Annotated in this window: 14 protein-coding genes; 5 read left to right on the forward strand and 9 right to left on the reverse strand. The window is 72.8% G+C overall.

What is annotated here, in order from left to right:
• The first annotated feature begins 99 nt into the window (after positions 1–99).
• The 4 genes from P2424_RS03725 to P2424_RS03740 are packed head-to-tail and all read left to right on the forward strand — an operon-like array spanning position 100 to position 1,318.
• A complete protein-coding gene (locus P2424_RS03725; RefSeq protein WP_276474363.1) occupies positions 100–396 on the forward strand; it encodes a hypothetical protein in 297 nt (98 codons plus the stop codon).
• The gene (locus P2424_RS03730) at positions 393–548 is read left to right on the forward strand and encodes a hypothetical protein (protein ID WP_276474364.1); all 156 of its coding nucleotides are present in this window, start codon (positions 393–395) and stop codon (positions 546–548) included. The genes P2424_RS03725 and P2424_RS03730 overlap by 4 nt, the downstream gene beginning before the upstream one ends.
• Entirely contained in the window at positions 538–717 is a 180-nt protein-coding gene (locus tag P2424_RS03735; protein WP_276474365.1) for a hypothetical protein, read from the forward strand. The genes P2424_RS03730 and P2424_RS03735 overlap by 11 nt, the downstream gene beginning before the upstream one ends.
• Before the next feature lie 31 nt (positions 718–748).
• Complete coding sequence (locus P2424_RS03740; RefSeq protein WP_276474366.1) at positions 749–1,318, forward strand: hypothetical protein; 570 nt, start codon at positions 749–751, stop codon at positions 1,316–1,318.
• Positions 1,319–1,349: 31 nt separating this feature from the next.
• On the opposite strand, the gene P2424_RS03745 is transcribed toward P2424_RS03740, so the two are convergent.
• From P2424_RS03745 to infC, 8 genes are all read right to left on the reverse strand, one after another.
• Positions 1,350–3,026: an MFS transporter gene (locus P2424_RS03745; protein WP_276474367.1), complete on the reverse strand. Its 1,677-nt coding sequence runs from the start codon at positions 3,024–3,026 to the stop codon at positions 1,350–1,352.
• Between the two features lie 195 nt (positions 3,027–3,221).
• Positions 3,222–5,777, reverse strand: a complete 2,556-nt coding sequence (gene pheT, locus P2424_RS03750; protein ID WP_276474368.1) for a phenylalanine--tRNA ligase subunit beta — start codon at positions 5,775–5,777, stop codon at positions 3,222–3,224.
• Positions 5,777–6,898 (reverse strand): phenylalanine--tRNA ligase subunit alpha, encoded by a 1,122-nt coding sequence (pheS, locus tag P2424_RS03755; protein ID WP_276474369.1) that lies wholly within the window; start codon positions 6,896–6,898, stop codon positions 5,777–5,779. Before pheS ends, pheT begins: the two co-directional genes overlap by 1 nt.
• Positions 6,899–7,060: 162 nt before the next feature.
• Complete coding sequence (locus P2424_RS03760; protein WP_276474370.1) at positions 7,061–8,179, reverse strand: ATP-binding protein; 1,119 nt, start codon at positions 8,177–8,179, stop codon at positions 7,061–7,063.
• A 103-nt stretch (positions 8,180–8,282) separates the two neighbouring features.
• Entirely contained in the window at positions 8,283–9,086 is an 804-nt protein-coding gene (locus P2424_RS03765; RefSeq protein WP_276474371.1) for an RNA methyltransferase, read from the reverse strand.
• A 136-nt stretch (positions 9,087–9,222) separates the two neighbouring features.
• The gene (gene rplT, locus P2424_RS03770; protein ID WP_019360089.1) at positions 9,223–9,606 is read right to left on the reverse strand and encodes a 50S ribosomal protein L20; all 384 of its coding nucleotides are present in this window, start codon (positions 9,604–9,606) and stop codon (positions 9,223–9,225) included.
• 80 nt (positions 9,607–9,686) lie between these two features.
• Positions 9,687–9,881 carry a 50S ribosomal protein L35 gene (rpmI, locus tag P2424_RS03775; RefSeq protein WP_019360090.1) on the reverse strand — a complete coding sequence of 65 codons (195 nt, stop codon included), beginning with the start codon at positions 9,879–9,881 and terminating at the stop codon, positions 9,687–9,689.
• Positions 9,882–9,982: 101 nt separating this feature from the next.
• Positions 9,983–10,666 (reverse strand): translation initiation factor IF-3, encoded by a 684-nt coding sequence (infC, locus tag P2424_RS03780; protein ID WP_075000632.1) that lies wholly within the window; start codon positions 10,664–10,666, stop codon positions 9,983–9,985.
• Between the two features lie 388 nt (positions 10,667–11,054).
• Between infC and P2424_RS03785 the strand changes: the two genes are divergently transcribed.
• Positions 11,055–11,429 carry a DUF1844 domain-containing protein gene (locus tag P2424_RS03785; protein WP_276474372.1) on the forward strand — a complete coding sequence of 125 codons (375 nt, stop codon included), beginning with the start codon at positions 11,055–11,057 and terminating at the stop codon, positions 11,427–11,429.
• A gap of 46 nt (positions 11,430–11,475) precedes the next feature.
• Here the strand turns inward: P2424_RS03785 and P2424_RS03790 are convergent, their stop codons facing one another.
• A complete protein-coding gene (locus P2424_RS03790) occupies positions 11,476–12,240 on the reverse strand; it encodes an MIP family channel protein (RefSeq protein WP_276474373.1) in 765 nt (254 codons plus the stop codon).
• Between the last annotated feature and the right edge of the window lie 65 nt (positions 12,241–12,305).

Consider the following 12,305-nt stretch of genomic DNA (forward strand, 5'->3'; position numbering starts at 1 on the left):
TACAATCCGTACCTGCCGAGAGGGGGGTACAGACCTTACCTGTGGCCCCCTGTTCACCTTCTTACCGTCTGTGCATTGCCCACTACAGAGGAACTGGCGATGACACAGACGACGGAAAGCGCACCCTTCAAGCGCGGTGACTACCTGGTGGACGAGGCCACGCGGCAGACCGTGCCGCCCGAGCCCGGTTGGGTGGGCCGCGTACAGCAGGTCCTCGGCGGGCCGCCGCTGCGGTACGTCCTGGTGACCCCGACCGGCTACGCGTGGCGTGCCCGTCCCGAGCACGTGCGTGCCGGCACCGCGGAGGAACGCGCGGACTACGACGCCGCAGCGGAACGCAGGCGCCGCGAGCTGCGGGAGCTCGGCCGTCGGCTCGCCGGGAGCCGCCGCGCATGAGCACCCTGAGGATCCGCGTCTCCCGCGACGGCGGCCGGACCTGGAGCCGGTGGCGCACGCTGCGCGGCGGCAAGCGCTGTGCCACGAGTGCCGACTGGGGGCCCTGCCGGTGCCCGCGCTGCCGGGAGGGACGTGGCCGGGATGCCGCCTGAACCCGCGACGACCACGCCCCGGGGCGGCACCTGGTACGGGGCCTGCCCCCGCTGCAAGCGGCCCTTGGAGCTGACCAGCGGACGCGACGCCACGGGGCGCGTCGTCAGCGTCCGCTGCCGCCACTGCCCGCCCGCTCAGACGTTCACCTTCCCGCAGGAGGACCGCTGATGCCCGGGACCGCCGAACAGGGCGGCACACCATGACCGGCCGGGACGCGCCGAGCGAGCTGCTGGAGATCGTGTCCGGCGGACTCGGGTGGTACTGGGACGGCACCGCCGTGACCGCGCCCGCCGCCTGGACGAACGCAGCGCTCCCCGACCGGGCCGCGGCCCTCACGCACCTGGCCTGGCAGGCTCGCGGTGCGGAGAGCGCCCACCCGGCCACCCACGCCGCCAGCCGGCTGGCTCTCGCCGCCGCGCAGGAGGCGTGGGCCTGGGGAGTGGCTCTCGCCGCGGGCGCGGACATCCCCACCTTCCGGCTACTCCCCCGCTGGCTCGCGCACGACCCGCCGGACGTGCAACTGGAGGCGTGCGTCCGGCTTCTGGCAGCCGCCCGCACGGGCGTACTGCCCGCGGCCCCCTACCGCTGCGCGGTCTGCCCCGCGGACCAGAACCTTCACCTGGTCGTCCACGTCCGCTGCACCGGGCCCGGCCTCCAGGAGTGGCGCTGCGGCCTGTGCGTCCGGCTGCCCACCGATCCGGACACCGTCCCCGAGCCCGTCGATCTCCTGTACCGCCCGCACCTGCGCCGGGACGGCGACCAGCCGTGACCCCACGCCGTATGTCCCGGCGGCTCCCGCCTCACACCGCGGGGGTGTCGGCGTGCGGCTCGCCGCCCGGCTGGTCCGGGTCGTCGTCGGAGGAGCTGCCCGACGCGTTGGGCGTTCCGGAGGAGCCGCTCGGCGTTCCGAGCGGCTTGTCGGGCTTGCTGCCGGAGGGGGCGGGCGCGGTCCGGTCCGGCAGCTCCGGCGCCGGATCCGGCGCGCCTCCCGGTGCCTCCGGCGTGCCGTCCGGCGGGGCCGCGGGCGGGTCGCCGGGCTTCTTGAGCTTCTCGACCGTCCGGCGGCGGGCCGCGTCGACCGAGGTCCGCACCACCGAGAGCGGCATGGCGACCGCCTCCAGGGACTTGCGCTCGGCGTCCACGCCGAGGAAGGTCTCGGCCAGTCCTCCGATGATCATGATGACGGCGCCGACCAGGAAGCCGATGTAGAGCCTGCTGCGTTCGGTGCCGTCGCCGATGAGCCAGCCGTAGAAGTAGGGGCCGGTGGCTCCGGCGGCCTGGCCGATGGCGAAGAAGAGCGCGATGGCCTTGCCGCGCACCTCCAGCGGGAAGATCTCGCCCGCCGTCAGGTAGCCGGAGGAGGCGCCCGCGGAGGCGAAGAAGAAGATGATGCACCAGGCGGCGGTCTGGGTGGTCGCGGTCAGCACGTCGGCGACGAAGAGCGTCGCGGTGACGCCCAGCGCGCATCCGGAGAAGAGATAGGTTCCGGCGATCATCCAGCGCCGTCCCACGATGTCGAAGAGCGGCCCCAGAATGATCGGACCCAGCAGGTTCCCCGCGGCGAACGCGAGCAGGTACATCGGCGCGTCCTTGTCGGAGACGCCGTAGAACTTCGTCAGCACCAGGGTGTACGTGAAGAAGATCGCGTTGTAGAGGAACGACTGCGTGATCATCAGCGTGGAGGCGAGCACGGCCCGCTTGGGGTACCTCCGGAAGAGCACCCGCAGCAGCGTGACGTAGGTGCTGTGCGCCGACTCGCTGATCTCGATGGCGTCCTTGTCCTCGACCGGCGGCAGCTTCTTGCCGTGGCTGCGCACGGCGGACTCGATCCGGGCGATGGCGGCCTCGGCCTCGGCCTCCCGCCCGTTCATGATCAGCCAGCGGGGGCTCTCGGGCAGATGGCGCCGGACGAACAGCACGGAGAAGCCCAGCACCGGGCCGAGCAGGAAGCCGATCCGCCAGCCGACCGCGTCGTCGAAGGAGCTGAGGATCACCAGTTCGGCGACGGTGCCGACCATGGCGCCGGCCCAGTAGGTGCCGTTGACCAGCAGATCGACCCGGCCCCGGAAGCGGGCGGGCATCATCTCCTGGATCGCCGAGTTGATGGCCGCGTACTCGCCGCCGATACCGGTTCCGGCGATGAAGCGGGTCAGGTACAGGAAGGCGTCCCAGCCGGGCCCCTGCCCGTAGGTGAGGGCGGTCAGTCCACTGCCGAACAGATAGACGCCGAACGTCAGCAGGAAGAGCTTCCGCCGCCCGAAGCGGTCGGCCATCCGGCCGAAGAAGAGCGCACCGGTGACCTGGCCGACCAGGTAGACGGTCGCGATCAGCCCCGCCTCGCTGGAGGAGAGCCCCAGGGTGTCCGAGCGGGTGAGGACCGGGGTGATCGAGCTGGCGACCGTGATCTCCAGGCCGTCCAGGATCCACGCACAGCCCAGCGCCGCGATCATCTTCGTGTGGAAGCCGGACCAGGGCATCCGGTCGATACGAGCAGGGATCAGGCTGCGGAGCGGTGAGTCCGCCGGACGGGATGATGAGTTCGCTGCTGCCACGACGTCACCCGTAACCGCCGCCGACCGTCCATCAGAAGATCGTCCGGGCTTCTCACCCGAAAAGATGAGGGGACATCCGCCGGTGACGGATGTCCCCTCGAACGCCGGGGCGAGATTCGGTCAGGCGCCCCGCAGCACCGCGCCCGTGCGCTCGACCGCCTCGGCGACGGCCGCGTCCCGCGCGGCGGACGCCTCCTCGGCCTTGAGCGTGCGGTCCGGAGCCCGGAAGCGCAGCGCGTAGGCCAGCGACTTACGCCCCGCACCCAGCTGCTCGCCGGTGAAGACGTCGAACAGCCGCAGCGACTCCAGCAGCTCCCCGGCGCCGGCCCGCAGCGCGCTCTCCACCGCGGCGGCCGGGACCGCCGCGTCCACGACCAGGGCCACGTCCTGCGTGGCCACCGGGAACGTGGACACGTGCGGAGCACGCACCGGGGTGCCTCCGGCCCGCTCGACCAGGTCGAGGTCCAGCTCCATGGCGCAGGTGCGCTCCGGCAGACCCAGGGCCTTCAGCACCCGCGGATGCAGCTCCCCGGCGTGCCCGGCCCGTACCTGCGCGCCGTCCAGCAGCACGTGCAGCGCGGCACAGCGTCCCGGATGCCAGGGCGCGAAAGCAGCGCTCTCCGCGGTGAGCCGCACGCCCGCCTCGGCGGCCACGGTGCGCGCCGCCTCGACGGCGTCGGCCCAGGTGGCGGGGCGGCCCGCGCCCCACCATCCGGCGCGCTCCCGGGAGCCGGCCAGGACGGCGGCCACATGCCGCGGCTGCTCGGGCAGCGCGGCGTCCAGCGACTCCAGCTCCTCCCGAGTGGGCCGCCGGGTGACCGGGGGCCGTCCGGCCGCGTTGCCGGCGCCGGTGGGCAGGAAGACCAGGCCCGTCTCGAACAGCGCCAGGTCATGGCTGCCGCGCCCGTCGTTGCGGCGCAGGGTGGCCAGCAGGCCGGGCAGCAGCGTGGTGCGCAGCCCGGGCTCCTCGTCCGAGAGCGGATTGACGAGCTGCACGGTGCGCCTGCGCGGGTCGCCCGCCTCCAGGCCCAGCCCGTCGAAGGCCGCGGCCCCGACGAACGGGTACGACGGTGCCTCCACGTAGCCCGCGCCCGCGAGCGCGCGGCCGACACGGCGGTGCAGCCGCTGGCGCTCGGTCAGTCCGCGGCCCGGCAGCGGCCTGGGCAGCGTGGACGGGAGGTTCTCATAGCCCTCCAGCCGGGCGACCTCTTCGGCCAGGTCGTTCGGGTCCGTGAGGTCGGGCCGCCAGGACGGCACGGTGACCGTCAGCTCGTCCGGCGCGCCAGGGGTGCCGGACGGCGCCGTGTTCCCGTAGACGTCGCAGCCGACCTGCTGGAGCCGGCGCACGACCGTCTCCCGGCCGTAGCCGACGCCCGCGACGCGCTCGGGGTGGTCGGCGGCCATCCGGACCGTACGCGGCCCGGAGGGAGTGGTGATCTCGGTGACGCCCGGGTCTGCTGTGCCGCCCGCGAGGAGCTTGAGCAGGTCGACGGTGCGCTGCGCCGCCGCTGCCGCCGCCTGCGGATCGACGCCGCGCTCGAAGCGGCGCGACGCCTCCGAGGAGAGCTTGTGGCGGCGTGCGCTGCGGGCGACGGAGACCGGGTCGAAGTGCGCGGCCTCGATCACCACGTCCGTCGTACCGGCGGCGGGGGCGCCGTCCGGGCCGGCGGCCGCGTCGGCGATCTCGGTGTCGGCGCCGCCCATCACACCCGCCAGGCCGATGGGCCCGCGGTCGTCGGTGATGACCAGGTCACCGGGGTCGAGCGTGCGCTTGACCCCGTCGAGGGTGATCAGCTTCTCGCCGCTCTCGGCGCGGCGCACCCCGATGGTGCCCTGGACGCGGGAGCGGTCATAGGCGTGCAGCGGCTGGCCCAGTTCCAGCATCACGTAGTTGGTGATGTCGACGGGCAGCGAGACCGGGCGCATCCCGGCCTTCTGCAGCCTGCGCTGCAGCCAGATCGGGGACCGGGCCCCGGGCCGCAGTCCGGAGACGGTGCGCGCGGTGAACCGGTCGCAGCCCAGCGGGTCGGCGACCCGCACCGGGTAGCCGTCCGCGGTCGGCGGGGGCACGTCCAGCAGTGCCGGGTCGCGCAGCGGCAGCCCGTAGGCGGTCGCCGTCTCCCGGGCCAGGCCGCGCAGCGAGAGGCAGTAGCCGCGGTCGGGCGTCACCGCGATGTCGAGGACCTCGTCCACGAGTTCGAGCAGCTCGATCGCGTCGGTGCCGGCCTCGTGCTCCGGCGACAGCACCAGGATCCCGCCGTGGTCCTCGCCCAGGCCCAGCTCCCGCTCGGAGCAGATCATGCCCTCCGAGACGTGCCCGTAGGTCTTCCGGGCACTGATCTCGAACCCGCCGGGCAGCACGGCGCCCGGCAGCACGACGACGACCTTGTCGCCGACGGCGAAGTTGGTGGCCCCGCAGATGAGGTTCTGCGGCTCCCCGGTGCCGTTCGCCCCGCCCACGTCCACCTGGCAGTAGCGGATCGGCTTCTTGAACCCGGACAGCTCCTCGATGGCCAGAACCCGGCCCACCACCAGCGGGCCCTTGAGCCCGGCACCGGTCCGCTCCACCGTCTCGACCTCGAGCCCGGCCGCGATCAGCCTGGCCGCGACGTCCCGCCCGGTCTCGGAGGCCGGCAGGTCGACGTACTCCCGCAGCCACGAAAGCGGCGCCCGCATCAGATCTCCATCCCGAACGGCAGGGTGAAGCGCACGTCACCCTCGACCATGTCTCGCATGTCCTCGACGTTGTGGCGGAACATCAGCATCCGCTCGATGCCGAACCCGAAGGCGAACCCGCTGTAGCGCTCCGGGTCGACACCGCAGGCCGTCAGCACCCGCGGGTTGACCATGCCGCAGCCGCCCAGCTCGATCCAGCCCTCGCTGCTGCACGTACGGCAGGGGTTGTCCGGGTCGCCCACGGAGGTGCCCCGGCACACGAAGCACACCATGTCCATCTCGGCGGAGGGCTCGGTGAACGGGAAGTAGGACGGCCGCAGCCGGGTGCCCAGCCCCTCCCCGAAGAGCGCCGAGACCATGTGGTCCAGGGTGCCCTTGAGGTCGGCCATGGTCAGCCCCTCGTCGACGGCCAGCAGCTCGACCTGGCCGAAGACGGGGGTGTGCGTGGCATCCAGCTCGTCGGTGCGGTAGACCCGGCCGGGGCAGATGACGTAGACGGGCAGTTCGCGCTCCAGCAGCGAGCGGATCTGCACCGGCGAGGTGTGGGTGCGCAGCACCACGCCGGAGTCCTCGGCGCCGCCGGGACCCCGCACGAAGAAGGTGTCCTGCATGGTGCGGGCCGGGTGGTCGGGGCCCAGGTTGAGCGCGTCGAAGTTGAACCACTCGGCCTCGACCTCGGGGCCCTCGGCGACCTCGTAGCCCATCGCCACGAAGACGTCCTCGATCCGCTCGGACAGCGTGGTCAGCGGGTGCCGCGCGCCGGCCGGACGGCGGTCGTGGGGCAGCGTGACGTCCACGGCCTCCTCGACCAGCACACGCTCGTCGCGCTCCCGCTCCAGCTCCTCCTGCCGGGCCTTGAGGGCCTTGTTGACGGCCCCGCGGGCCTGTCCGACCCGCTTGCCCGCTTCCGCCTTCGCCTGCGGCGGCAGCGCGCCGATCTCGCGGTTGGCCAGCGCCAGCGGGGAGCGGTCCCCCGCGTGCGCCGCCTTGACCTCGCGCAGCGCCTCCAGATCCCCGGCGGCGGCGACGGCGTCGAGCGCCTCGTCCCTGGCCCGGTCGATCGCTTCCGGTTTCAGTGCCTCGACCTCGACTGGGTCGTACGACTTGTTGGGTGCCGACATCTCTTCCCGTGTTTCCGATTGGTGGCTGCGCCCCGCCGTGCCCGGTGACTGTGCCGGGGCCCGAGTCTAAGGGGGGCCGCCCGGTGGCGGACACGCGGAGGCCGCCGGGCCTGCGGTGCCTGGTTGCGGAGTCGGCCCGTGCGCGCCGGTGGAGCTTCGGGGTCAGGCCAGGAAGGCCGGGGCGCCCACGGGCAGGATAAATCGGAACCGGGCCCCGCTCGCGCCCGCGCTCTCGGATCCCGCACCGGCCTGAGGCCGCGCGGCGGCCCCGGAGCGGTCGGCGCCCTGCGCCCGTTCGACGGTGATGACACCGCCGTGCGCCTCCACGATGCCCTTGACGATGTAGAGGCCCAGGCCCGTACCGCCGCGCCTGCTGCCGCGCCAGAAGCGGGTGAACACGCGGCTCATGGACTCCTCCGGGATACCTGGCCCCTCGTCGCTGACCGTGACGGCCGTCCCGGCGGTGCCGGGCTCCCGCGGGGACGACGCGGGACGTACCTCGATGGTGACAGTTCCCTCGCCGTGCCGCACCGCGTTTTCCAGCAGGTTGGCGAGCACCTGCTCGATCTTGTCGGGATCGGCCCACAGGTCGGGGAGCGAGTCGGCGATCTCCGTGCGGAAGCGGGAGGCGGGCTCGCCCGCGGCGATGTGGGCCTCCACATGCCGCCGCACCACGGCCGGCAGGTCGAGCCGCTGGCGGCGCACCTCCAGCCGCCCGGAGTCGATGCGGGAGATGTCCAGCAGTTCGGCGATGAGCCGTGTGACGCGGTTGGCGTCCGCGTTGACAGTCTCCAGCATCAGCCGCTTCTGGTCGTCGGTGAAACGCTCCCACTTGGCCAGCAGCGTCGCGGTGAACCCTTTGACTGAGGTGAGCGGCGAGCGCAGCTCGTGCGCGACGGTGGCGATCAGCTCCGCGTGACTGCGCTCGGTGCGCCGTCTGGCCTCGGTGCCGCGCAGCGTGACGACGACCCGCTCGACCGGCCCGCGCGGGCGGTCCCGCACATAGCGCGCCGCGACCAGCACCTCGTGGCCGCCGGGCAGCAGCAGGTTCCGCTCGGGCTGCGCGCTGCGGATCACGAGTCCGCCGTACGGGTCGGTCAGCTGCCACCAGCGGCGCCCGTCCAGGTCCTCCAGCGGGAGCGCGATGTGCAGCGGGCTCCCCAGCACCTCCTCCCGGGACCGCCCGGTGATGCGGACCGCCGCGGCGTTGAAGCAGACGACCCGCCCGGCGCCGTCGGCGATCACGAGTCCGTCAGGCAGGTCGTCGGGCTGCACGTCCATGCCGTTCCGCCCCTCCTCCGGCGCCCTCGGTACCCGGCGCCCGGGGGCGACACCCTACTAGCTCTGGGTGACCGCGTGGCACCTCAGCGGGCACGGCGGCAGCTCAGCGGGCACGCTGGGCGCGCGCCGAGGCGTAGAGGCAGACCGCGGCGGCCGTCGCGAGGTTGAGGCTTTCCGCGCGGCCGTGCAGCGGCACCCGCACCACCGCGTCCGCCAGCGCCCGCGTCGCCTCCGGCAGCCCCCACGCCTCGTTGCCGAACACCCAGGCGGTGGGCCCGGCCATCGCCCCGGCGTCCAGCTCCTCGTCCAGGTCCCGCTCCCCGGTGCCGTCGGCGGCCACCACCCGCACCCCGGCCCCGGACAGGGCCCGGGCCGCCTCCTCGACGGGAACACCGACGGCGACGGGCAGGTGGAAGAGCGAACCGGCGGAGGACCGCACCGCCTTGGGGTTGTACAGGTCCACCGAGGCGTCGGTCAGCACCACCGCGTCGGCTCCGGCGGCGTCGGCGCAGCGCAGCACGGTGCCCGCGTTCCCGGGATCGCGCACATGCGCGAGAACGGCGACCAGCCGGGGGCGGGCCGCCACGATCTCGGCGAAAGGCCGGTCGACGAAGCGGCAGAGCCCCACGACGCCCTGCGGGGTGACGGTGTCGGACATCTCCGCGACCACCTCGTCGGAGGCGGTGAGCACCGGGACGCGGGCCGCTCGGGCGGCGTCCAGCAGGTCCGCGTGCCGGGCGGCGGCCTCCGGCGTCGCGTAGACCTCGACCAGGTGCTCCAGCGCCTCCCGCACCGCCTGCGGCCCCTCGGCCAGGAACCGCCGCTCCTTGCCGCGGAAGCTCCGCTTGCCGAGCTTGCGGGCGGTGACGACGCGGGGCGACCGCAGCGAGGTCAACTCGGGGGGCATGGAGGGTGCTCGCTCACTTTCGGGGAGGGGCGGGCAGCAGTCGCCGCACACAGTTCTCGCCGCCGCGGCGAAGCCACGGCGGCGAGGGTCCGGCGACAGGGGCCGAAGGGGCGGCGCGAAGCCGTCAGCCGGAGGTTCAGGCTGCCTTCGGGGCGTTGACGTCGCTCGGCAGCGCCTTCTGCGCGACCTCGACCAGCGCGGTGAAGGCCGCGGCGTCGTTGACCGCGAGGTCGGCCAGCATCTTGCGGTCGACCTCGACGGAGGCGGCCTTCAGACCCTGGATGAAGCGGTTGTAGGTGATGCCGTTGGCGCGGGCAGCGGCGTTGATCCGCTGGATCCACAGCTGCCGGAAGTCGCCCTTGCGCTTCTTGCGGTCGTTGTAGTTGTAGACGTAGGAGTGGGTGACCTGCTCCTTCGCCTTGCGGTACAGGCGCGACCGCTGGCCGCGGTAGCCGCTGGCCTGGTCCAGGATCGCCCGGCGCTTCTTCTGAGCGTTGACCGCCCGCTTGACGCGTGCCACGTGATTACTCCTTGTTGGCGGGTCCGGGAAGGGGCTTCACTGCCCGGCCCGAGTCGATGGGGTCCCGGTCGTGCGGGGACTTACTTGCCGAGAAGCTTCTTGATCTTCTTGGCGTCGGCCGGGGCCGCTTCGGTCTTGCCGGCAAGGCGGCGCGTCAGCGTGGACGGCTTGTGCTCGAGAAGGTGGCGGCGGCCGGCGCGCTGGCGCATCACCTTGCCGGAGCCGGTGACCTTGAAGCGCTTGCGGGCACCACTGTGCGTCTTGTTCTTCGGCATGTCGCCGTTTCACTCCTCGTCGAGACGCTCCCGGTGCCCGGCGGGCAGGCGGAAGCGCCGTTCGTTCGTTTCGGGTTCCAGGGCGGGTGCCCCGGGAGAACTCACGCCTCGGCAGGCTCCTCGGCGGACTCCTCAGCGGGTGCGGCCCCCTGCTGGCGCTCCGCCTTGCGGGCGGCCTGCGCCTCACGGGCCTCGGCCATGGCCTCGGTCTTCTTCTTGTGCGGACCGAGAACCATGATCATGTTGCGGCCGTCCTGCTTCGGGTTGGACTCCACGAAGCCCAGGTCCGCCACGTCGTCCGCGAGCCGCTGCAGCAGTCGGAAGCCCAGCTCGGGGCGGGACTGCTCACGACCGCGGAACATGATCGTGATCTTGACCTTGTCACCCTGCTTGAGGAACCGGACGACGTGACCCTTCTTGGTGTCGTAGTCGTGCGGATCGATCTTCGGCCGGAGCTTCATCTCCTTGATGACCGTGTGCGCCTGGTTCTTGCGCGCTTCACGGGCCTTCATGGCCGACTCGTACTTGAACTTGCCGTAGTCCATGAGCTTGCACACCGGCGGACGGGCGTTCGCCGCGACCTCGACCAGGTCGAGGTCGTACTCCTGGGCGAGCTCCAGGGCCTTGGCAAGCGGCACGATGCCGACCTGCTCGCCGCTGGGACCGACGAGTCGCACCTCGGGGACGCGAATGCGGTCGTTGATGCGGGGCTCGGCGCTGATGGGGCCTCCTCGGGTACACCGCGCGAGCGTCTGGCGGACGGCCGCGCATGAGTCTGTAATCAGTTGGTGACCACCGCACGCGGACGCGAAAAACGCCCCGGACGGGTCACAGGCGGGGCTCCTCACAGACCGGGAGCACCGCCGCGGAAACCGCGGGGCGCAGCCTGACCTTTGACCCGCGGCCCGGAGGGCCACCAGGTGGGAGAGCGGAGCCTCCACTTGCGGGCTGGAGGCGGTCCCTGTCGCTGGCGGCGGGGACGGACTTCAGCCGGTCGATTTCCCAGCATAGCAGCAGGGGGCCGGGAACGCCGCCCGGCACCCGCCGCGACGCGGCCGGACCCGCCGGCCTTCGCGGCTGTCGCGCCGGGGCCGGGGCCGGGGCCCCGCCGCCGCTGCGGGCCGCGCGGACCGTACGACAATACGGGAGCGGCGGGGGCTTAGGGTGATCCGCATGAGTGACGCCGCAGCCGCCGGGGAGCCCTCCGGTCAGACCCCCGACTTCGACAACCTGACCCGCGACATCGCGGACGTGCCGGCCGTCGAGGTGATCACCACCGTCGCGGTGCACCTGATGAGCTCCGCCGCCGTCAACCTCGGCCTGGCCGAGGAGGGCGCCCAGCACAAGGACCTGGACGAGGCACGCAAGCTGATCCAGGCACTGGCCGGACTGGTCACCGCGAGCGCCACCGAGATCGGCTCGTACCACGCCGCGCCGCTGCGCGACGGCCTCAAGTCGCTCCAGCTCGCCTTCCGCGAGGCGTCCGCCGTCCCGGACGAGCCGGGGCAGGGGCCCGGCGAGAAGTACACCGGGCCCGTGCACGGCTGAGCAGCGGGACCGCTGCCGCGCGGGGCCGTCCGGGACCGTGCGCATCTCAGTCGATCCGCGCCTCGCGGCGCGGCCTGCGGTTGGGCTGCGGGTGCGTGACCACATGCACGTAGGCCGCCACGGCTCCGCCCACCAGCGGCGCGACGATGAACATCCACAGCTGGGTGAGGGCTGCTCCGCCCGCGAAGAGGGCGGGCCCCAGGCTCCGGGCCGGGTTCACCGAGGTTCCGGTCAGCGGGATGCCGACCAGGTGGACGACGGCCAGCGCGATACCGATGGGCAGCCCGTCGAAGCCGACCACCGCCACCTTGTGGGTGACCGCGAGCACGGTGTAGACGAACAGGAACGTCAGCACCACCTCGGCGACGAAGGCGCCGCCGGTGTTGATGTGCACCGCCGAGCGGTCACCGAAGCCGTTGCTGCCGAAGCTTCCGCTCGTCTCCAGGCCGGGCACCTGCTTGGCGACGAGGAACAGCAGCGCGGCGCCCGCGATCCCGCCGACGAGCTGCGAGACCCAGTACTTGACCGCCAGCTCCAGATCGAGCCGCCCGGCCAGGAACATCCCCAGCGTCACCGCGGGGTTGAGGTGGGAGCCGGAGATCGGGCCGATGGCGTATGCCATCGCCAGCATCACGAAGCCGAACGTGAGCGCGATACCCAGCGAGCCGACGTACTCGGCCGCCAGCACGGCGGCGCCCACGCCGAAGAACACCAGCAGCAGAGTGCCCAGGAACTCCGCGGCGATCGGCTGTGGCTTGTCTTCCAGGTCTCTGAGCTGTTCCGGACTGGCCTGGAGCGACTTGACCTGCATGTCGACCTCCCGTGGGGGTCGTCGGAGACGGCCGGGGGTCGGACATTCCCGGCATTCCTCCCGAG

Origin of the sequence: Streptomyces sp. WMMB303, assembly GCF_029351045.1 — a bacterium.
Classification (GTDB): domain Bacteria; phylum Actinomycetota; class Actinomycetes; order Streptomycetales; family Streptomycetaceae; genus Streptomyces.